General features: G+C 66.5%; 17 protein-coding genes. 12 read left to right on the plus strand and 5 right to left on the minus strand.

Going from position 1 to position 21,736, the window contains the following annotated elements; translation table 11 throughout:
• Positions 1-115: 115 nt before the first annotated feature.
• Positions 116-2,092 carry a DNA primase gene (gene dnaG / locus CCX87_RS06075; protein WP_087744625.1) on the minus strand — a complete coding sequence of 659 codons (1,977 nt, stop codon included), beginning with the start codon at positions 2,090-2,092 and terminating at the stop codon, positions 116-118.
• A 159-nt stretch (positions 2,093-2,251) separates the two neighbouring features.
• On the opposite strand from dnaG, the gene CCX87_RS06080 reads away from it, so the two are divergent.
• From CCX87_RS06080 to bioD, 4 genes are all read left to right on the plus strand, one after another.
• A complete protein-coding gene (locus CCX87_RS06080) occupies positions 2,252-3,898 on the plus strand; it encodes an acyl-CoA synthetase (protein WP_087744627.1) in 1,647 nt (548 codons plus the stop codon).
• A 254-nt stretch (positions 3,899-4,152) separates the two neighbouring features.
• Positions 4,153-5,472, plus strand: coding sequence for an adenosylmethionine--8-amino-7-oxononanoate transaminase (bioA, locus tag CCX87_RS06085; RefSeq protein ID WP_087744629.1), 1,320 nt, complete (start codon positions 4,153-4,155; stop codon positions 5,470-5,472).
• Positions 5,462-6,679 carry an 8-amino-7-oxononanoate synthase gene (bioF, locus tag CCX87_RS06090; protein ID WP_087744631.1) on the plus strand — a complete coding sequence of 406 codons (1,218 nt, stop codon included), beginning with the start codon at positions 5,462-5,464 and terminating at the stop codon, positions 6,677-6,679. Before bioA ends, bioF begins: the two co-directional genes overlap by 11 nt.
• A complete protein-coding gene (bioD, locus tag CCX87_RS06095) occupies positions 6,676-7,533 on the plus strand; it encodes a dethiobiotin synthase (protein ID WP_087744633.1) in 858 nt (285 codons plus the stop codon). Before bioF ends, bioD begins: the two co-directional genes overlap by 4 nt.
• 131 nt (positions 7,534-7,664) lie before the next feature.
• Here the strand turns inward: bioD and CCX87_RS06100 are convergent, their stop codons facing one another.
• From CCX87_RS06100 to CCX87_RS06115, 4 genes are all read right to left on the minus strand, one after another.
• Entirely contained in the window at positions 7,665-9,500 is a 1,836-nt protein-coding gene (locus tag CCX87_RS06100; protein WP_087744635.1) for a gamma-glutamyltransferase family protein, read from the minus strand.
• 162 nt (positions 9,501-9,662) lie between these two features.
• Positions 9,663-11,240 (minus strand): alkaline phosphatase D family protein, encoded by a 1,578-nt coding sequence (locus tag CCX87_RS06105; RefSeq protein ID WP_087744638.1) that lies wholly within the window; start codon positions 11,238-11,240, stop codon positions 9,663-9,665.
• Between the two features lie 38 nt (positions 11,241-11,278).
• A complete protein-coding gene (locus tag CCX87_RS06110; protein WP_087744641.1) occupies positions 11,279-12,805 on the minus strand; it encodes a GGDEF domain-containing protein in 1,527 nt (508 codons plus the stop codon).
• Positions 12,806-12,900: 95 nt separating this feature from the next.
• Positions 12,901-13,875 (minus strand): NADPH:quinone oxidoreductase family protein, encoded by a 975-nt coding sequence (locus tag CCX87_RS06115; RefSeq protein WP_087744644.1) that lies wholly within the window; start codon positions 13,873-13,875, stop codon positions 12,901-12,903.
• Positions 13,876-14,000: 125 nt separating this feature from the next.
• Here CCX87_RS06115 and surE point away from each other — a divergent pair, with 125 nt between their 5' ends.
• The 8 genes from surE (at position 14,001) to rlmN (ending at position 21,717) form a co-directional block, all read left to right on the plus strand.
• Positions 14,001-14,783, plus strand: coding sequence for a 5'/3'-nucleotidase SurE (surE, locus tag CCX87_RS06120; RefSeq protein WP_087744647.1), 783 nt, complete (start codon positions 14,001-14,003; stop codon positions 14,781-14,783).
• Positions 14,783-15,550, plus strand: a complete 768-nt coding sequence (locus tag CCX87_RS06125; RefSeq protein ID WP_087744649.1) for a protein-L-isoaspartate(D-aspartate) O-methyltransferase — start codon at positions 14,783-14,785, stop codon at positions 15,548-15,550. The genes surE and CCX87_RS06125 overlap by 1 nt, the downstream gene beginning before the upstream one ends.
• An 11-nt stretch (positions 15,551-15,561) precedes the next feature.
• On the plus strand, positions 15,562-16,446 hold the full coding sequence (locus CCX87_RS06130) for a peptidoglycan DD-metalloendopeptidase family protein (protein WP_087744652.1): 885 nt from the start codon (positions 15,562-15,564) through the stop codon (positions 16,444-16,446).
• An 89-nt stretch (positions 16,447-16,535) separates the two neighbouring features.
• Positions 16,536-17,537, plus strand: a complete 1,002-nt coding sequence (locus CCX87_RS06135; protein WP_087748204.1) for an RluA family pseudouridine synthase — start codon at positions 16,536-16,538, stop codon at positions 17,535-17,537.
• Positions 17,538-17,690: 153 nt separating this feature from the next.
• Positions 17,691-18,431, plus strand: coding sequence for an SMC-Scp complex subunit ScpB (gene scpB / locus CCX87_RS06140; RefSeq protein ID WP_087744655.1), 741 nt, complete (start codon positions 17,691-17,693; stop codon positions 18,429-18,431).
• Entirely contained in the window at positions 18,428-19,999 is a 1,572-nt protein-coding gene (locus CCX87_RS06145) for a pseudouridine synthase (protein ID WP_087744658.1), read from the plus strand. Before scpB ends, CCX87_RS06145 begins: the two co-directional genes overlap by 4 nt.
• An 86-nt stretch (positions 20,000-20,085) precedes the next feature.
• The gene (gene ndk / locus CCX87_RS06150; RefSeq protein WP_087744661.1) at positions 20,086-20,511 is read left to right on the plus strand and encodes a nucleoside-diphosphate kinase; all 426 of its coding nucleotides are present in this window, start codon (positions 20,086-20,088) and stop codon (positions 20,509-20,511) included.
• Positions 20,512-20,595: 84 nt separating this feature from the next.
• Positions 20,596-21,717 (plus strand): 23S rRNA (adenine(2503)-C(2))-methyltransferase RlmN, encoded by a 1,122-nt coding sequence (gene rlmN, locus CCX87_RS06155; RefSeq protein WP_087744664.1) that lies wholly within the window; start codon positions 20,596-20,598, stop codon positions 21,715-21,717.
• Positions 21,718-21,736 lie beyond the last annotated feature (19 nt).

Here is a 21,736-nt window from a genome sequence, read left to right on the forward strand (position 1 = left end):
TTGCGATAAGTGGGCCCATCAGCGCATAGGTGCGCGGCTGTATGCGTGGCCCGGCTCGGAGGTGCTGCTGTCGCTCTTGCCGAAAAACCCTACATTATACCGACGGCACGGGATTTCAAGGGGCGCGCGGCAATATGCCCTGCAGCGCGTTGCGCCGCTGTTCCAGGGCGCGGTAGCGTTCCAGCGCCGTGGGGTCTTGTGCCGCCAGCAGGATCAGGGCCTTTTGCTGGGCGTTGATGTCTTCGATCAGCATGCGGTTCAGAAGATCGCGCAGCTCCAGCCGCAATTCGTGCAGATCGCCCTCGGTCTGCGCGTGCGCGCCGGTCATCACTTTCACCGCCAGGGCCTCACAGGGGTGGCCGCGCAGGCTTTCCCGCAGCAGGGCCCAGGCCAGCGGGCCGTGCTCGTGAAACTGCCCTTCCAGCCAGCTGAACAGCGGGCCATGCGGGGCGGGCAGGGCGCACAGCGCGGCTTGGTCGTCGTGCGTCAGGTCGTCCAGGAATGCCATATGCGACAACAGCAGCCGTGCGGCGTGGTCTGCGCGGCTGGCGGTGGGCGTGCGCGGCAGGCGCGGCTGGGGCGGCCAGGGCGCGGCGTCCTTCTTTTTCCAGCTGCCGCCCTTCCAGTCGCCGCTTTTGCGGTAGGGCGGCTTTTGGGGCGAGGCGTATGCGCCGCCGCCGGGTGTCTGCCAGCCGGGTTCGGCAGGCACGCCCCACGGAGGTTCATCCGCTGGGGCGGCAGCATGGCGCTGCGAGGCGCTGGCGCCGGTTTGGCGCGCTGCCTCCTGGGAGGCGGTCTTGCTCCAGAGGTCGGCCAGGTCGTGGGCGTCGAGTTGGGCCAGCTGGGCCAGCTCGGTGAGCACCTGGCGCCTCAGCACGCCTTCGGGCAGGGCGCTCCACAGCGGCCGGGCATTGCTGGCCATGTGCGCGCGGCCCTCTGCCGTGCCCAGGTCGCAGCTTTCGCTGGCGGCTTCGATCAGGAAGCGGCTCAGCGGAACGGCATCGCGAATGTGGCGGCCAAAGGCGTCGGCGCCATGGGCGCGCACAAAGCTGTCGGGGTCGTGCTCGGGTGGCAGGAACAGAAACTTGATGCTGCGCGTGTCGCTGGCATGGGGCAGGGCGCCGTCAAGTGCCTTGCGGGCTGCCCGGCGGCCGGCGGCGTCGCCATCAAAGCTGAACACCACCGATTCGGTGAAGCGCAGCAGTTTTTGCACATGTTCGGGCGTGCAGGCCGTGCCCAGCGTGGCCACGGCGTTCGGGAAACCCAGTTGCGCCAGCGCCACCACGTCCATGTAGCCCTCGGTCACCAGTGCAAAGCCCTGCTCGCGGATGGCGGTGCGCGCCTCGAACAGGCCATAGAGCTCGCGGCCCTTGTGGAACACCGGGGTTTCGGGCGAGTTGAGGTATTTGGGCTTGTCATCGCCCAGCACCCGGCCGCCAAAGCCGATGCACTCGCCCTTGACGTTGCGGATGGGAAACATCACCCGGTCGCGGAAACGGTCGTAGCGTTTGCCGCCGTCATCGTCATTGACGATGACCAGCCCGCTTTCTTCGAGCAGCGGGTCGTCGTAGTGCGGAAAAACGCTGGCCAGGCTGCGCCAGCCTTCGGGCGCATAGCCCAGCCCATAGCGCTTGGCTACCGCACCCGACACGCCCCGGCCCTTGAAATACGCCACGGCGCGGGGCGATATGCGCAACTGCTGGCGATAGGCCTCGGCGGCCTTTTCGAGCACATCGGTCAGCGTGGCCTGCTTTTGCCGGGCGGCGGCGGCGCGCTCTTTTTCCTGGGGGGAAATGTCATCGTCGGGCACCTGCAGGCCCACCTGCTGGGCCAGATCCTGCACGGCCTCGACGAAGCCCATGCCGGCATGCTCCATCAGAAAGCTGATGGCGTTGCCGTTCTTGCCACAGCCAAAGCAGTGATAGAACTGCTTGGCGGGGCTGACGCTGAAGGAAGGCGATTTTTCGCCATGAAAGGGGCACAGCCCCATGAAATTGGCGCCGCCTTTCTTGAGCTGAACGTAGCGGCCCACGATGTCCACCACGTCAACGCGGGCGAGCAGTTCCTGGATGAAAGATTGGGGGATGGACACCCGGGTATTTTGAACGATCCGGCCCGCGCGCCTCAGCCGCAGGGTCTGCGACGGCGCACGCGCACGATAGCGTCCATATCCGTGGTCTCGAGGTCTTCCCCAGCGCCGGCCGATCAGAGGGCGGATACAGTGCGAGGGTTCCGAATCGGAGAGCCCATCATGACCAGCATCTACGACCAGCACCTGCCCCGCACGGAGGCCAACTTCGCGCCCCTGTCGCCCCTGGGCTTCATCGAGCGCACCGCCGAGGTCTACCCCGACCGCCTGGCCATCGTGCATGGCGATCTGCGCCAGACCTGGGCCCAGACCTACGCGCGCTGCCGCCAGCTGGCCAGCGCGCTGGCACGCTCGGGCATTGGCAAGAACGACACCGTGGCCGTGATGCTGCCCAACACCCCGCCCATGGTGGAGGCGCACTTTGGCGTGCCTATGGCGGGGGCCGTGCTCAACGCGTTGAACACCCGGCTCGACCCTGAGGCCATCGCCTTCATGCTCGACCACGGCGAGGCCAAGGCCGTGATCGTGGACCCCGAGTTCGCGGGCACCATGGCCAAGGCCCTGGCGCTGCGCCAGAGCCAGGTGCCGCTGCTGCTGATTGATGTGGAAGACGCGCTGTATGGCCCCGCCAGCCAGCGCCTGGGTCAGCGCACGTATGAAGAATTTCTGGCCGGCGGCGATCCGCAATTCGCCTGGCAGCTGCCCGCCGACGAATGGGATGCCATTGCCCTCAACTACACGTCCGGCACCACCGGCAACCCCAAGGGCGTGGTCTACCACCACCGGGGCGCGGCCACCAACGCCATCAGCAACGTGCTGGAGTGGGACATGCCCAAGCACGCCGTCTATCTGTGGACGCTGCCCATGTTCCACTGCAACGGCTGGTGTTTTCCGTGGACGGTGGCGGCGCGCGCCGGTGTCAACGTCTGCCTGCGCCGGGTGGAGGCGCAGGCGATTTTTGATGCCATCCGCAACCATGGCGTCACGCACTACTGCGGCGCGCCCATCGTGCACGGCCTGCTGGTCAACGCGCCCGCCGCCCTGAAAGTGGGCCTGCCCTCGGGCGTGAAAGCCATGGTGGCCGGTGCCGCGCCGCCGGCTTCGATGATCGAGGGCATGGAAAAACTGGGGTTCGATCTGACCCATGTCTATGGCCTGACCGAGGTGTATGGCCCCGCCACGGTGTGCGCCCAGCACGGTGCGTGGAACGACCTTGACATCGGCGAGCGCGCCCGCCTCAATGCCCGCCAGGGCGTGCGCTACCACCTGCAGCGTGATGTGCAGGTGCTCGACCCCGAAACCCTGCACCCCGTGCCTTGGGACGGCGAAACCATGGGCGAGATCATGTTCAAGGGCAACATTGCCATGAAGGGTTACCTCAAGAACCCCAAGGCCACCGAAGAAGCCTTTGCCGGCGGCTGGTTCCACAGCGGTGATCTGGCCGTGCAGTACCCCGACGGCTACATCAAGATCAAGGACCGTAGCAAGGACATCATCATCTCGGGCGGCGAGAACATCTCGTCCATCGAGGTCGAAGACGTGCTCTACCGCCATCCCGACGTGCTGGCCGCCGCCGTGGTGGCCAAGCCCGACGCGAAGTGGGGCGAAACCCCCTGCGCCTTCGTTGAGCTGAAAGCCGGCGCGCAGACCACCGCCGATGACATCGTGCAGCACTGCAAAAAGCACCTGGCCGGCTTCAAGGTGCCGCGCGCCGTGGTGTTTGGCGAAATCCCCAAAACCGCCACGGGCAAGATCCAGAAGTTCGAGCTGCGCAAGCAGGCCGGCTCGGCCACGGCGATCAACGTCTGACCGAGCCAGCTCGGTCGACCTCGCAAAGAGCACCGTTGGGTGCTCTTTTTTATATAGCTGTCAGCGCTTTATGCATAAGGGCTATAGCCCTATTTCGTTCAAATTTTGCCCCGCCTGCCCGGGTGCTCGGATCACGCTGCGCAAGCACCGTGAAGACCGGGTGCGATACTTGCCGCGGTTTTTCATCCCCCTGCGCCCATGGGTTGCGCCTGCCCTCCATCCGTGCCCGGTTGCCCGGGCGAGTGAGTTGTTGATTGAAGTCCCTGAACTCCCCTGAACTGGCTGCCCGCAGCCTGGCTGCGGTCTGGCACCCCTGCACCCAGATGGCGCGCGCCGCCGTCACCCCGCCGCTGGCCATTGCCCGGGGCGAGGGCCCCTGGCTTTTCGATCTGGAAGGCCGGCGCTATTTCGACGCCAACAGCTCCTGGTGGGTCAACCTGTTCGGGCACTCGGATGCCGGCATCCGCGCCGCCATCACGCAGCAGCTCGAAACCCTGCCCCATGTGATGCTGGCCGGTTGCACCCATGCGCCCGCGGTCGAGTTGGCGGAAAAGCTCTCGGCCCTGACTGGCGGCGCGCTGGGCCACGCCTTCTTTGCCAGCGACGGCGCCTCGGCCGTCGAGATCGCGCTGAAGATGAGCTTTCACTCGTGGTGCAACCGGGGCCAGGCGGACAAGCGCGAGTTTGTCTGCCTGCGCAACGGCTACCACGGCGAAACCATCGGCGCGCTGGCCGTGACCGACGTGGCGGTGTTCCGCGATGCCTACGACCCGTTGCTGATGCGCGCTCACATCGTCGATTCGCCCGACACGCGCCAGGGCCCGGACGCCGAGGCCCGCGCGCTGGCCGACCTGCGCCGCGTGCTGACCGAGCGGCGCGGCCAGGTGGCCGCCCTCATCATCGAGCCGCTGGTGCAGTGCGCCGCCGGCATGGCGATGCACGAGCCCTCGTACCTGCGCGCCGTGCGGGCCTTGTGCGACGAGTTCGGCATCCACCTCATCGCCGACGAGATCGCGGTGGGCTGCGGGCGCAGCGGCAGCTTCTTTGCGTTTGAGCAGGGCGCGTGCGGCTGGCCCGACTTCATCACGCTGTCCAAGGGCATCAGCGGCGGCACGCTGCCGCTGTCGCTGGTGCTGACCACCGAAACGGTGTACCAGAGCTTCTGGAGCGAGCAGGTCGGGCGCGGCTTTCTGCACTCGCATTCCTACACCGGCAATGCCCTGGCCTGCGCGGCGGCCAATGCCGTGCTCGACCGCTTTGCCGCCGACCAGGTGCTGGAGAAGAACCGTGTGCAGGCCCGGCTGCTGGCCGAGGCCTTCGCGCCGCTGGCCACCGACCCGCGCGTGCACCACCTGCGCCAGCGCGGCATGATCCTGGCGTTCGATGTGCGCGAGCCTGGTGAGCGGTTTGCCGAGCGCTTTCACCTGGCGGCCCGTGCGCACGAACTGCTGATCCGTCCCATCGGCGCCACCGTTTACCTGATGCCGCCTTATCTCATCGATGCGCCCACGGCGCAGTTCCTTTTTCAGGCCGTGATGGCCACGCTGGCGGAGGTAATCGACCATGCTGCTTGACCACCTGAACTACAAACTGCAGGCCATCGCCGCCAAGGACCTGACACGCGTGCTGCGCGAAGCCGAAAGCGCCACCGCGCCGGTGCAGCGTGTGCGCGGTGCCGATGGGCAATCGCGCGAGCTGCTGATGTTCTGCAGCAACGACTACCTGGGCCTGGCCGCCCACCCCGCGCTGGCCGAGGCGCTGGCCGAGGGCGCGCGCCTGTATGGTGCTGGCTCGGGCTCGTCGCACCTCATCAGCGGGCATTCGAGTGCGCATGCGGCGCTGGAGCGTGCCCTGGCGGCCACGGTGGCGCCCGCCATTCCGAACGCCGAGGCGCTGTTTTTTTGCACCGGCTTCATGGCCAACCTGGCGGTGCTGACGGCCCTGGGCGATGCCGATGCGGTGATTTTTTCGGAAGAACTCAACCACGCCTCGCTGATCGACGGCGCGCGCCTGGCCAAGGCGCCGGTGCAGCGCTACGCCCACTGCGACGTGGCGCAGCTTGACGCGCTGCTGGGCGCGTGCACGGCCCGCATCAAGTTGATCGTCACCGATGCGGTGTTCAGCATGGATGGCGACGTGGCCCCGCTCAATGCCCTGCTGGCGCTGGCCGAACGGCACGACGCCTGGCTGGTGGTGGACGATGCCCATGGCTTTGGCGTGCTGGGGCCGCAGGGGCGCGGCACGCTGGCGCACTTTGGCCTGCGCAGTGAGCGGCTGATCATGGTGGGCACGCTGGGCAAGGCCGCCGGGGTGGCCGGGGCCTTTGTGGCGGCGCACCCCACCGTCATCCAATACCTGATCCAGGCCGCGCGGGCCTACATCTTCACCACCGCCGCGCCGCCCGCCGTGGCCCATGCGCTGCTGCAAAGCCTGGCGCTGATGGCGGGCGACGAGGGCGCGCAGCGCCGCGCCAACCTCGTGCACCTGCAGGCGCAGCTGCGCGCTGGCGTGGACGAATTGCTGGCGCGCCATCCGCGCCTGGGCTGGCGGCTGGTGGCGTCGGACACGCCCATCCAGCCACTCATCATTGGCGAAAACGCCGCCGCGCTGCGGGTGGCCGCCATCCTCGACCGCGCCGGCCTGCGCGTGCCGGCCATCCGCCCGCCCACCGTGGCCCCGGGCACGGCGCGCCTGCGCATCACGCTGTGCGGCACGCACAGCGCGGCCGACATCGACCGCCTGCTGGCCGCACTGGCCGATGCGGCGCAGGAGCTGGCATGACAAACGGCTTTTTCAGCGCCGGGCCGCCCCAAGATGAAAAGCAACCCCCTCGGGGGGGCAGCGACCCGCGAAGCGGCGGAGCGTGGGGGGCCTTTCCCATCGCCGGGCCGCCCCAAGATGAAAAGCAACCCCCTCGGGGGGGCAGCGACCCGCGAAGCGGCGGAGCGTGGGGGGCATTTTTCATCACCGGCACCGACACCGAGATCGGCAAGACCGCCATCACCGCCGCGCTCACGCACCTGGCAGCGCAGTCGGGCCTGCGTGCGGCCGCCATCAAGCCGCTGGCGGCGGGGCAGGACTGCGTGGACGGCCGCTGGGTCAACGAAGACGTGCTGCGCCTGCGCGCGGCCAGCAACATGGACCTGCGCGACGACGAGGTCGGCCCGCTGCAGCTGCGCACGCCCTGCGCGCCGCACATCGCCGCGCGCCTGGAGGGCCGCGCTATCGTGCGCGAGACGCTGCTGGCCGCCGTGCGCGGCGTGGCCGCGCGGGCCGACATGGCGTTCGTCGAAGGCGTGGGCGGCTTTCGCGTGCCGCTCATTCCGGGCTGGGACACCGCCGACCTGGCGGTGGACCTGGGGCTGCCGGTGGTGCTGGTGGTGGGCCTGCGCCTGGGCTGCATCAACCATGCGCTGCTCACCGCCGAAGCCGTGCGTGCGCGCGGCCTGCGCCTGGCCGGCTGGGTGGCCAACACCGTCGATGCCGCCATGCCGCATGTGGCGGACAACCTGGCTGCGCTGGAGGCCGGCCTGCAAGCGCCCTTCCTGGGCCATGTGCCCCGCCTGCCAGAGCCGCACCCCGCCGCCATTGCCGCCCATTTGCCGCAGGCGCTGGCGTTGCTGCAAGCCGCATAAGGGGCGGGGTTGTCGCCCCCGGTGCGTTCTGGTGACTTTGGTGGGGTGGTTGCGGGTTTTGCTATTTTTTCAATAGCTTCTAGCGCTTGCTCTGAAAGCGCTGGAGCCTCATTTGCCTTAAAAAAACTCGCTCAGTCGCCCATCACCACGCCTTCGCGCCGTGGGTCGGCGCCGCCCAGCCAGATCTTTTGGCCATGGGCCTGGCCGCGGGTGATGGCCTGCAGGCCGCTGGTCATGTTCATCTCGCGTACCTCGGCGCCGCGTGCGCGCAGGGCCTGCACCGTGGCGGGCGGAAAGCGGTTTTCTTCCAGCAGCGTGGGGCCGTTCATGGAGCCGAAGTTGGGCAGGTTGATGGCCTGCTGGGGCATCAGGCCCCAGTTGAAAACGCCATACAGTGTCTTGGCCGTGTAGTGGATGATGGCCGCGCCGCCGGGGCTGCCGCCGCTCATCAAGAGCTCGCCGCTGGCCTGGTCGAACACCAGCGTGGGCGCCATCGACGAGCGCGGGCGCTTGCCCGGCTGCACGCGGTTGGCAATGGGCTGGCCCTGCGCGTCGGTGGGGGCAAAGCTGAAGTCGGTGAGTTCGTTGTTGAGCAAAAAGCCCCCGCTGCGCGCGGCGTTGGTGGTCACCATCTGGCGCGAGCCGAACTGGTCCTCGATGGTGGTCGTCATGGCCACCGCATTGCCGAAGGCGTCCACGATGCTGATGTGGCTGGTGCCGTACTCGGGCTGGTCGGGCATGGGGGCCAAGCTGGTGCGCACGGCGCCCGGTGTGCCGGGTTGCGCCACCTTCATGCTTTGCGCGCCGATCAGCTGGGCGCGGCTGGCCAGATAGGCGGGCTCCAGCAGGCTCATCCAGCTGCCAGCGGGGGGCTGCACGAAATCGGGGTCGGCCACGTAGAGCGCGCGGTCGGCAAAGGCCAGGCGCGCGGCCTCGGTGTAGAGGTGCAGCCAGTCGGCGCCGGGCGCGGGGCCGTTCAGGCCGTCCTGCAGCGGCAGGGTGGCCGCGTTGGTGTGCTTGAGGATGCCCAGGATCTGGCCGATGGCAATGGCGCCCGAGCTCGGTGGCGGAAAGCCGCACACGCGGTAGTTGTGGGGCGCGACCTGGTAGCTGCTGCACAGGGCTTCGCGTTTTTTCGGCTGGTAGCCCGCCAGGTCGGCCAGGCTGAGCTGGCCCGGGTTGGTGGGGTGCGTGCGCACCTTGGCCACGATGGCCTGGGCCACGTCGCCCTCGAGCAGCGCCTTGGAGCCCTGCCGGGCGATGGCCCGCAGCACCGCAGCCAGCTCGGGGTTCTTCAGCACATGGCCCACGGGCCAGGGTTTGCCGGCGGCGTCGTAGAAGTAGGCGGCGGCCACCGGGTCTTGCGACAGGAATTTGTCGTTGGCCAACAGGGTGTTGAGCCGGGCGCTGACCTTGAAGCCGCCCTCGGCCAGCTGGATCGCGGGCTGGAACAGTTGCGCCCAGGCCAGCTTGCCGTGCTCGCGGTGCGCCAGCTCCAGCATGCGCACCGTGCCTGGCACGCCCACCGAGCGGCCGCCCACCACGGCGTCGTTGAAGGGCAGGGGCTTGCCGTCTGCGCCGATGAACAGTTTTTCGGTGGCCGCGGCAGGCGCTGTTTCGCGCCCGTCATAGGCCTCGACCCGCGCGCCTGCGGCATGCAGCAGGAAGGCGCCGCCGCCAATGCCGCTGGACTGGGGCTCCACCAGCGTCAGCACCATCTGCACGGCAATGGCCGCGTCGATGGCCGAGCCGCCGGCCTTGAGCACTTGGTAGCCTGCGTCGGTGGCCAGCGGGTTGGCGGCGGCCACGGCAAACTTCTCGGTGGCCCAGCCCGGCTTTTCGGTGGTACCCGACGAGCCCTCGGGCTGACTGGGCACGGTGTAGGCCAGCGGCGGGGCGCTGTTGCAGCCGGCCAGCAGGGCGGCTGCAGCGATCAGCGCAATGCGAAGGGGTGTGGTCTTGGGCATCCTGCGTTCTCCATGGGGTGGGCGGGAACCCATGGTAGCGGGCGGGCGGCTGGCCCCCGGTGTTTGTTACATCGCGGAACAGTGCTGCTGGTTTTGAGGCTTTTTGGCCTCCGGCGCTTTACCGATAAGCGCTGATAGCTATCAATGAGTGAGCTAATCGGTTCATGCCGGCACGGGCCCGGCCTGCCCGTCTTCCACCACGAAGCGCGCCAGGGTGGACGCGCCACTGTCGGCGCGCAAGGGGTCGTTCACCACGCGCAAGGTGGTGGTCCAGCGCTGCGGCGTGATGTCGGCCAGGCCGTAGCCGCGCTGGTCGCTGCGCGCCAGCAGCACATGCGGGTTGTGGCGGGCGATGGCATCGACCTTGTCCTGCGTGGTGCCCGCGCGCGAACTGATCGAGGTGCCGCAGAACTCGCTGGCGATCACCGGCCCGGCAGGCGGCTGGCCGTCTGAGCCGGCATCGGCGAGCACCTGGCAGACGTAATTTTGGTGGATGTCGCCGCCCAGCAGCACGCTGTTGCGCGGCGCATGGCGGGCCAGCGACTGCAGCAGGCGCGCGCGGGCGCCGGGGTAGCCGTCCCAGCTGTCGGTGGCGACCACGCCCGAGGGGTAGCGGCGGGGCGAAAACAGGGTTTGCTGCGCGATCACGCTCCAGCGGGTGCGGTCGTGCTGGGCATCGGCGGCCAGGCCCGCATCAAGCCACTGCTCCTGGGCGGCGCCCAGCAGGGTGCGTTGCGGGTCGGCCAGGGCTGCGCAGTCGTGCGGGCGCACGGCCGCGGCCCCGCCCGCGTCAACCGGGCGGCAGGCCTGCCACTGGCGGTGCTGGCGGGTGTCGAGCAGGTGCACCTGGGCCAGACGGCCCCAGCGCAGGCGCCGGTACACCTGCAGGGCGCCAAAGCCGGGCGCCACCAGGCTGGCGGCGCGCAGGGGCATGTTTTCGTAAAACGCCTGCCAGGCCGCGCTGCGCAGGGCCAGGAAAGCCGCCGGGTCGCCCTGGCTGCCTTTGCCTTGCCCGCCGGCGTAGTCGTTCTGCGCCTCATGGTCGTCCCAGGTCACGGCCCAGGGGCAGGCGGCATGGGCGGCCTGCAGGGCGGGGTCGCTCTTGTGCAGCGCGTAGCGGTCGCGAAAGTCGGCCAGGGTGCTGGCGTGGCGCAGCGCGTGCACGCGGGCCAGGCCCGTGCTGGCTGGCGGTGATGCGTATTCATAGATGTAATCGCCCAAAAACAGCACCAGATCGGGTTGGTCGGCGCGCAGGTGGCGCCACGCGGCGTAGTGGCCGTGTTCCCAGCGCTGGCACGAGGCAAAGGCCAGGCGCAGATGGCTGTCCAGGGCATCGGCTGCGGGCGTGGTGCGGGTGCGGCCCGTGGCGCTAACCGCGTCGCCCAGCATGAAGCGGTAGTGGTACCAGCGGGCCGGGGCCAACCCGGTCAGCTCGACATGCACGCTGTGGCCCAGGGCTGGCAGCGCCGTGGCCTGCCCGCGCTGCACGATGCGCCGGAAGGCCGGGTCGTCGGCCAGCTCCCAGTGCACCGTGAGCGGTGTGGTGAGTGGGCCGGACGGCGTGGGCAGCAGCCGCGTCCAGAGCACCACGCCGTCGGGTGTGGGGTCGCCGCTGGCCACGCCCAGGGCAAAAGGGTCGTGCTGCAGCGGGCTGGTGCTCCAGGCCCAGCGGGGCAGGGCGCCGGCAGTGGCCACCAGGGCTGCACGCTGCAGGAAGGCGCGGCGTTGCAGGGGTGTCACGGTGCGGGGGCGGGGCAGGTGGGTGGATCAGGCGGCCATCACGCGGCCATGACGCGGTTCTTGCCCGAGCGCTTGGCCAGGTACATGCTTTTGTCGGCCCGGCGGATGGCATCGGCACTGGTTTCGCCTTCGCCCAGCTGGGCCACGCCGGCGCTGAAGGTGATCAGCACTTTTTCTTTGCCCTGTAAAAAGAAGCGGGTGGTCAGCTCGCGCTGCAGGCGCGTCATGGCGGCGACGCCGTTGGCAGCGGTGGTGTCGGGCAAGACCAGCACGAATTCTTCGCCGCCATAGCGGGCCAGCAGGTCCTGGGGGCGCATGACTTCGCGGGTGACCTGGGTCAGGTGCAGCAGCGCCGCATCGCCGGCATTGTGGCCAAGCCGGTCGTTGATGGTTTTGAAGTTGTCGATATCGGGCAAAGCCACGCACAGCGGCGCACCGGTGCGGGTTGCTCGGGCCAGCTCGCGTTCCATGGCCTCTTCCAGTCCCTTGCGGTTGAGCGAGCCGGTAAGCGGGTCGTGGCGTGCCTGGGCGCTGGCGCGGTCAAGCTCCTGCTGCAGCTGCGCGACCTGTGCGCGCTTGAGTTCGGTGCGCTCCCGCAATTCGTGCAGCTCATCGTGGGCGGCCCGGCTGTCCAGTGCCATGGAGCGGGTGGCCTGCATCACTTCCTGCAGGACGGGGGCAATTTCTTCGAGGGTGCTGGCCTTGCCGATGAGGTCGGCGCAGCGCTCCATCGTGTCCTGGTAGGTGGTGCTGGAGTCGGTGATCTTTGCCAGGCGCTCGATGAAGGTGGACAGCATGTCCTTCATCTGCTCCTGGGCCTCCATGGCGCGGGCGTGGGCCTCGGTCTGCTTGAAGATGACGTCCTTCAGGCGCCGCTGCACGTCGTCCAGCCGGCGCAGGGTGAGCGGCGGTGTGGCGGCCGCCATGAGGGCCTCGGCCTGGCCGTTGAGCCAGCGGTCTTCCACGCTCAGCGCGGCGATGTTCTCGAACACCATGTGCAGCAGCTCAAGCAGGCTGGCGCGTATGGCGGCCTGGTCCTCGGTGGCAAACGACAGGCGGTAGGTGAAGTTGCTCAGCATCAGTTGCACGGTGGAGGCGGGCGGTGCGGGTTCGCGCAGCAATTGGGTCAGCTGCCGGGCCATTTCATGCACGCGGGCATCTTCTTCGCCCAGCGCCGGCAGGGTGTTGTCGATCAGGCGGGCCAGCAGCTCTGCCAGGTCTTCGGGCAGGATGGTTAACACAGTGGTTTGGGCCACCACGGGTTCGGCGGTGGCCGGGTTGAGCCCCAGATTGGCGTAGCCCACCAGAACGCTTTGCAGGGCGGACCAGTCCTTGTTTTCCACGGCCCGCTCCAGCTGGCCCAGCAGCCGCTTTTGCGCCGGCGTCTGGCCCGGCAGCACTCTCAGAATGTGCTGTAGCGGCCCCTCTGGGAAAGCCGGCGGGGTGCGGACGCCGGCGATTTCTTCGTACAGCGCCAGATAGTTGTCTGGTGTGGGAGCGAGCCGGCGGACAGCCAGTTGCTTGAGCGTTTCACGGGCAATTTCAGAGGGTTGTCGGTCCGCCATGTGCGAGCATCCGTGTCAGGGGGCTGTGGTGCACGAGTGTGACACAGCGTGGCGGGCGCCAGGCAACGCGCACCCGCCGCCCTTGCGGCGCGATTTCAGTTGACCATGACCAGCTTGCCCATCACCCCGCGCGAGCCCATGTGGGTGTAGGCCGCGTGCAGTTGCGCCATGGGCATGGTGCGGTCGATCACGGGCTTGACCTTGCCCTGGCCATACCACTGGGCCAGCTCGGCCATCATGGCGGCATTGGCCTTGGGCTCGCGCTTGGCAAAGTCGCCCCAGAACACACCCACGATGGACGCGCCCTTGAGCAGTGCCAGGTTGAACGGCAGCGCCGGGATGGGCCCCGAGGCAAAGCCCACCACCAGATAGCGGCCGCGCCACGCAATGGAGCGGAAGGCCGGCTCGGCAAAGTCGCCGCCCACGGGGTCGTAAATGACGTCCGGCCCCTTGCCATTGGTCAGGGTCTTGATGGCTTCGCGCAGGTTTTCCTGGCTGTAGTTGATGGTGGCGTCGGCGCCAATCGAGGTGCACAGCGCGCATTTCTCGGCGCTGGAGGCGGCGGCAATCACCCGCGCCCCCATGGCCTTGGCGATCTGGATGGCTGCCGTGCCTACGCCACCGGCGGCGCCCAGCACCAGCACGGTTTCTCCGGCCTTGAGCTGGGCGCGGTCCACCAGCGCGTGGTACGAGGTGGCGTAGATCATGATGAAGGCCGCCGCATCCACGAACGAGAACCCCTCGGGCAGCGGCATGCATAAGGCCGCCGGAGCAATGGTGTGGGTGGCAAAGCCGCCGGTGCCAGACAGGCAGGCCACGCGCTGCCCCACCTGCAGGTGCGTGACGCCTTCGCCCACCGCCTGCACCACGCCGGCATATTCCGAGCCGGGCACAAAGGGCAGGGGCGGCTTCATCTGGTACTTGTTCTGCACGATCAGCAGGTCCGGAAAATTCAGGCTGGCGGCCTTGATCGCGATGAGCACCTCGCCCGCTTGGGGCGTGGGCGTGGGTAGTTCGGTCCAGGTGAGTGCGTCAACGCCGGTGGGGTTGGTGCAAAGCCAAGCGTGCATGGGGTGTCTCCTGTCAATGGTGGCCTGCATGATAGGGGTGGCCCCCGGGCGCCCGATGTCCCACGAGCGACGGGCAGGTTGCGGCCGGCGGGCCCCTACAATCGGTTGCAATCCGCACAGTGACCATGAAGATCCTCTTATCCAACGATGATGGCTACCAGGCCCCGGGCATCGTGGCCATATACGAAGCGCTCAAGACCATCGCCGACGTGGAGGTGGTGGCGCCCGAGCACAACAACAGTGCCAAGTCGAACGCCCTGACCCTGCATTCGCCCCTGTATGTGCACCAGGCCGCCAACGGCTTTCGCTATGTGAACGGCACGCCGGCCGACTGCGTGCACATTGCCCTCACGGGGCTGCTCGGATACCGCCCCGATCTGGTGGTGTCCGGCATCAACAATGGCGCCAACATGGGCGATGACACCATCTATTCGGGCACGGTGGGCGCTGCCATGGAGGGGTATCTTTTCGGCATTCCGGCCATGGCGATTTCCCAGGTGGACAAAGGCTGGGGCGAAATCGAGGCCGCGGCGCTCAAGACGCGCGAAATCGTTGCGCAGATGATGGCGCAGAACCTGGTGGCCGACGCGCCCTGGCTGCTTAACGTCAACATTCCGAACATGCCGCTGGACGCGTTGCGCCCGCTGAAGCTGTGTCGGCTGGGGCGCCGCCATGCGGCCGAGCGAGTGATCGTGCAGGAAAGCCCGCGCGGTGATGTGATGTACTGGATTGGCGGCGCCGGTGCGGCCAAGGACGATGCTGAAGGCACCGATTTTCACGCCACGGCCCAGGGACATGTGTCTGTCACCCCTTTGAAGGTGGACCTCACGGACCACGACAATCTTGGCTATTGGGCGCAGACCGCGTCCCGCCTGGTGGCAGCAGGTTCAGTGCCTGCGCAGCGGTGATGCAGCGTAGGCCCGGTTTTCCTGCTCGTCTGGATGTTCCGGCAGGCGCCACCTCCAGGGTGGCTCCGCTGTCCGTGCGCTCGGCGGCGGTGCCTGCAGTCCCCCAGGGGGTCGGGCTGGATTCGGCGGCGGTGCGCGCCCGCATGGTGCAAAAACTGGCTGCAGGGGGTATTTCCTCGCCGGCGGTGTTGCACGCCATGGCGGCGGTGGAAAGGCATCGCTTTGTTGACAGCGCGCTGGTGAACCAGGCGTATGAAGACACCAGCTTGCCCATCGGGCTGGCGCAGACCATCTCCAAGCCGAGCGTGGTGGCGCGCATGTGCGAATTGCTGCTGGGTGCCGACGGCGCGCGCGCTGCCGGGCTGGGCCGGGTGCTGGAAATCGGCACCGGTTGCGGCTACCAGGCCGCGGTGCTCAGTCATATTGCACGCGAGGTGTATTCGGTCGAACGTCTGCGCGGTCTGCACGAAAAGGCGCGCGACAACCTGCGCCATCTGCGGCTGGCCAATGTGCATTTGCTGTTTGGCGATGGCATGCAAGGCTATGCCAAGGGCGCACCCTATGCAGCCATCATCGCAGCCGCCGGTGGCGAAGCCGTGCCGCAGGCCTGGTGCGATCAGCTGGCACCTGGGGGGCGTCTCGTGGCGCCCATGGCGCTTGCGGGCGGGCAACAAGTGTTGCTTGTAATCGACAAAACCGCGCACGGATTGAAACAAAGCGTTCTCGAGCCGGTTCATTTTGTCCCTCTAAAATCGGGGATTGCCTGAAGGGATTGCTTATGTTGGTATCGCGTAGTCTTGTTGTTGGGATTTCCGTCACGTTGACGGCGCTGGTGTTGGCCGGCTGCGGAACCCGGATGACGAAGGCTCCCGTGGAGGATCGTGGAACATCTTCGGCGCCTTCATCGTCTCTCGGGGGGGGGGCACCTATCAAGCCACTGCCGGGCGCCGAGAACGCTGGAAAACCGGGTTACTACACTGTCAAGGCCGGAGATACGCTGATTCGCATCGGCCTCGAACATGGTCAGGGCTGGAAGGACATTGCGCGCTGGAACAATCTCGACAATGCCAACCTGATCGAAGTGGGGCAGGTACTGCGCGTGGTGTCACCCTCGGCCACTGCCGTAGCGTCCGCCACGGAAACGGGCGTGGTGACGCGTCCTGTCGCCTCGTCGGCCGTCAGCCCTTCGTCGGCCGCCAGTGCGCCCAAACCGGTCGCCAGCGCGGCGGCTGCGTCACCTGTGCCCGCGCCCATCCCGGCCCCTACACCCGCTCCAGCAACTGCTTCATCGGAAGATGAAGTGCCTTTCATCTGGCCCGCCTCCGGTACCTTGCTGGCGGGGTTTGACGAGGCCCGCAACAAGGGCTACGACATTGCAGGCAAGGCCGGTGACCCTGTCCTTGCGGCCGCCGATGGGCGGGTGGTCTATGCAGGCGCCGGTTTGCGGGGCTATGGCAATCTGGTCATCCTGAAGCACAACAACACCTTTTTGACCGCCTACGCGCACAACCAGGCGTTGCTGGTCAAAGAAGACCAGACTGTGCGGCGGGGGCAGAAAATTGCGGAAATGGGCAGTACGGACGCGGATCGCGTCAAGCTCCACTTCGAGATTCGCCGCCAGGGCAAACCCGTTGACCCTGTCCGTTACTTGCCGGCGCGTTGAGCGTGCGCACTGCCGCGCTGCCCGCCGTGCCTGGTGCTTCCCATAAGGGCCGTCCCGACGAAAGACCAGCACTCGAGGCAGGTCAGGATGTGGGCTCGGCAGACGGTGCTGACGGCTTAGACCTGGCGGACGAATTCAGTGGCCCCGCCGAGGCGGAATCCGAACTGCGGCAAGTGGAGGTGGGTGTAGCCCAACATGGGGCCCGCCTGGACCGCGCACTGGTCGAACTCGTGCCCGAATTTTCCCGCAACTATTTGCAGCAGCTTTTGTTGCAGGGGCTGGTATCGCTGAATGGTCGTCCTGCGACCAAGGCATCTGTCCGGGTGAAGGCAGGCGAAGTTGTGGTGATCGAAATGCGCCCGACGCTACAAAGCCAGGCTTTTCGTCCCGAGTCGTTGCCCATCAACGTGGTTTACGAGGACGAACATCTGCTGGTCATCAACAAGCCGGCGGGTCTGGTCGTCCATCCCGCGCCGGGCAACTGGGGTGGAACGCTGCTGAACGGGCTTTTGGCGCGCGACGAAAAGGCGCAGTTGGTGCCCCGCGCGGGCATCGTGCACCGCCTGGATAAGGACACCAGTGGTTTGATGGTGGTCGCCAGGGACCGGTCCACGATGGACACACTGGTGCGCATGATCGCCGCGCGATCTGTGCACCGGCAATACCTGGCGCTGGCGCACCGGCCGTGGACAGGGCCTCGCAGCCGCACGGTGCAGGCGCCCATCGGACGCGACCCGCGCAACCGATTGCGCATGGCCGTGGTCAATCTCGACAGCCAGGCTGGCAAACCCGCGCGCACGGATGTGCGCTGGCTCGTGGGCAACGACCTCGGTTGCTGGGTGGAGTGCACGCTGCACACGGGACGCACCCATCAGATTCGCGTGCACATGGCATCCCTGGGGCATCCGCTGGTGTCCGATGTCCTTTACGGGGGGGCTGTCGCCGCTGGAATGGAGCGCCAGGCGCTTCACGCGTACCGGCTGTCTTTTGCGCACCCGGTCTCGGGTCAGGCGCTCGAGTTCCATGCGCCAGTGCCAGGCGATATGAGGCAAGCGCTGTCTGAGTGGGGCCTGGGCTACAATCCGCCCTGACGGTCTGCCAGACCGTGTTCGCCCGAAGGCGGTTTCCCGCCAGCCGGTGCGTCGCTCCAGAGTTTCTTCCTGGTGCGCCATGGATTGACTCCTGCAGTTGGTGTAGTGCCCGCAATCGACGCGTGGCCCAATTTTTCCCGGAATCGCTGAACCATGAATACGGTGGATGCCAAACGGGTCCTCGAAACCGCCCTGATCTGCGCTGCGCAGCCCATGGCTGTGCGGGAGCTGCGTGTACTTTTTGATGATGCGCTGGGGTCGGACACGCTGAAAGTCCTTTTGCAGGAACTCCAGCAGGACTGGGCTTTGCGGGGTGTCGAACTGGTCCAGGTGGCTTCCGGGTGGCGATTTCAAAGCCGCCCCGAAATGCGCGAATACCTGGACAAACTTCACCCGGAGAAGCCGCCACGCTACTCCAGGGCCACGCTCGAAACCTTGGCCATCATTGCGTACCGCCAGCCGGTGACGCGTGGGGATATTGAAGATATCCGGGGGGTCACGGTTAATAGCCTGATCGTGAAGCAGTTGGAGGACCGGGGTTGGGTCGAGGTTATCGGGCATCGCGAAACAGTGGGCCGGCCCGCGTTGTTTGCCACCACGCGACAGTTTCTGGACGATCTGGGGTTGCAGTCGCTGGACCAGTTGCCGGTGCTGGATGACCCCGCGGGCAGTGCCATGGTTCTGGATGCCATGGCATCGGTCGCAAGCCGGCAGGGTGCCTTGGAGATGCACGCAAGCGATACCCCGGACATTCTTGCCTCGGTGAGCGAAGGGTTGCCGGGGTTGGCCCCCCAAGCGGTGCCGCAGGAGATGCGGGCCAAGCAAAGTGCGGAGAAGGATCTCCGTGATGAACAAGAGGATGCTCCAGGGGGTGTCCCGGGAAATAATTTATGAACGATTCCACTTCCGATCCTCAGAACATACCGCACGCGGCGGTGAATTCCGAAGGCGCGGTGCCCGCAAAAAAACCTGCGGCACGCAAAACCCCGCGCAAGAAAGCCGAGCCAATGGCTGGTGCCGTCGGGGAAGTGGCGCCCCAGCTTTCGGCGGTGTTGCCCGGAGATGGCGAGGCATTGGATGCGCTGGCGAATCTGCCGACGGATCCCGTGCCCGCTGTGGCATTCACGGATTCATCGAACGGTGCCGACTTGCCATCGGACACCGGCAGCGCACAGTCGCCGTCGACGGATGACCATCGCGAGCCCGGCGCCAGGCCCCAGGCGAAGCCACGCCACGCCGAGGGCGCTGGGCGTGGCAAGCGATCCCCACCTGCCGCAGGTGGCTACCAATTCGAAGACGTCATTTCGGGCCGTTTTGATGCCGATGAAGTCAGCGCCGAGGCAGTGCCCCCCAAGCGCGTCTTGTTGCCCCAGGTGGAAACGCCCAAGCTTCACAAGGTCCTTGCGCAGGCAGGACTGGGCTCTCGTCTGGAGATGGAGCAGTTGATTCTGGAGGGCAGGATCTCGGTGAACAACGAGCCTGCGCACATCGGTCAGCGCGTGCAGTTTGGCGATCAGGTGAAGGTGAATGGCAAGCCGATTCGCTATCGCATCGATCCACCGCCAGCGCGTGTCATCGCGTACCACAAGCCCGTCGGCGAAGTGGTTTCCCACGATGACCCGCAGAACCGGCCGACGGTGTTTCGCAAGCTCCCCCGCTTGCAGCAGGGCAAATGGCAGTCGGTCGGGCGGCTCGATCTGAACACCGAGGGCTTGCTGCTGTTCACCAGCTCGGGCGAGTTGGCCAACCAGCTGATGCACCCCCGTTTTGGGCTGGAGCGGGAATATGCCGTGCGTGTCCTGGGCGCCTTGAGCAACGAAGAAAAGCAGCAACTGCTGGACGGCGTCCGGCTGGACGATGGCATGGCTGCGTTTGGCTCCATCGAGGACGGCGGCGGCGAGGGTTCCAATTGCTGGTATCGCGTCACCATTTCCGAAGGCCGCAATCGCGAGGTCCGGCGCATGCTGGAGGCCGTGGGCCACGCCGTCAGCCGTCTGATTCGCATCCGTTATGGTGCAATGGTCTTGCCCCGTGGCCTGAAGCGGGGTGCCTGGCTGGAGCTCGATGACAGCGATATCCGCGCACTGGTGCAGGCCGCCGGCGCCGGGCGCCCGCAAGCCACTGAAGTCCGCGGCGAGGAGGGTTCTGCCAGCGCAGACCGGGGCAATCGATATCGCGGTCGCGGCGGTCAACGCATGGGCGATGGCCGCAAGCGTCCGCCGGGCGCCAGCGGTGGTGGGGTGGGTGGGCCCCGTGGCCAGGCACCTCGCCGATCCGATGCTTCAGGTGCGCGAAGCGGCAATCCGGATCGCCAGCGCGGCACCGCACAGCCTGATCCCATGAAAACATCGGTGGGCTACATTGGTGTGGACAGCCTCTCGCGCCACCGCCAGGATCAGCGCCGCACGGGCGGCGGCGGGCGTGCCGGGGGGGGCGGGCCGCGTCGCGGAGGAAATCGCTAAGGCGGCCGGGGATTGCTTGCCCGGTTAGAATCAAAAGCTTTGCCCGACGGGCAAAAAATACAGCAACATCACACCAGGAAATCAACATGGCTATCGAACGTACTCTCTCCATCATCAAGCCCGACGCAGTGGCCAAGAATGTCATCGGCCAGATTTATGCCCGCTTTGAAGCCGCTGGCCTGAAAGTGGTCGCTGCCCGCATGGCGCACCTCTCTCGTCTGGAAGCAGAGCAGTTCTATGCTGTGCACAAGGCGCGTCCATTCTTCAAGGATCTGGTGGATTTCATGATCTCCGGCCCCGTCATGATCCAGGCGCTGGAAGGTGAAAACGCTATTTTGAAGAATCGCGAGCTGATGGGCGCAACGGATCCGAAGAAGGCCGAGGCCGGCACCATTCGCGCCGATTTTGCAGACAGCATTGATGCCAATGCCGTGCACGGCTCCGACGCCCCTGAAACCGCTGCAGTGGAAATCGCCTTCTTCTTCGCCGGCATGAACGTTTACGCGCGCTGACATGATCGTCCCCACGCTCGTTCCAATCTCCTTGGAGAAAGCAAGTGCTGGGGACGGCTGCGACCTGTTCCGGGCGCGGCAACCATGACAACCAATCTTCTCGATTTTGACCTCGACGGGCTGGCCGAATTTTGTGGGCAGCTCGGGGAAAAGCGTTTTCGTGCCACGCAGCTTTTCCGCTGGATTCACCAGCGGGGCGCCAGCGATTTCGATGACATGAGCGATCTGGCCGTTGCCTTGCGCGCCAAGCTCAAGGGCTGTGCGCATGTGCAGGCCCTGCCCGTCATCAGTGAACATGTGTCCGCCGATGGCACCGTCAAATGGCTGTTCGATGTGGGTGGCGGCAATGCCGTCGAATCCGTGTTCATCCCCGAAGATGACCGGGGAACCCTGTGCGTATCGTCTCAGGCAGGCTGCGCGGTCGGTTGCCGGTTTTGTTCAACGGGGCACCAGGGTTTCAGCCGCAACCTCACCACGGGTGAAATTGTGGCGCAGCTGTGGTTTGCCGAGCACGCCTTGCGCAAGCGCCTTGGAACATCGTCCCGCATCATTTCCAACGTGGTGATGATGGGCATGGGTGAGCCGCTGCAGAACTATTCAGCCCTGGTGCCGGCGCTCAAGGTGATGCTGGATGACCATGGTTACGGCTTGTCGCGCAGGCGCGTTACGGTGTCTACTTCGGGTGTCGTTCCCATGATGGACCGCCTGGCACAAGACTGTCCGGTGGCGCTGGCCGTTTCCTTGCATGCGCCCAACGATACCTTGCGCGATTACCTGGTTCCGCTCAACCGCAAATACCCGATCCGGGAATTGCTGGATGCCTGCCACCGCTATCTCGAGCATGCGCCACGGGACTTCATTACCTTCGAATACTGCATGCTGGATGGTGTGAACGACCAGATCGAGCACGCCCACCAGCTGATCGAGCTGGTCAAGCCATCGCGCGGCAGCGGGATTCGCTGCAAATTCAATCTGATTCCGTTCAATCCATTTCCCGCATCGGGTCTCACGCGCTCTTCCCAGGTGCAAGTGGCAACTTTTGCAAAAGTGCTGAGCGACGCGGGAATTGTCACGACAGTGCGCAAGACGCGCGGGGATGATATCGATGCCGCCTGCGGCCAGTTGGCGGGCGATGTGAAAGACCGCACGCGTGCGGTGGAGCGCATGGCAAAGCAACGCACAATCGTGCTCAAACAGGTGACTTAGGTCGCCACTTTTGAAGGAG

The organism is Acidovorax sp. T1, assembly GCF_002176815.1.
Lineage (GTDB): Bacteria > Pseudomonadota > Gammaproteobacteria > Burkholderiales > Burkholderiaceae_C > Acidovorax.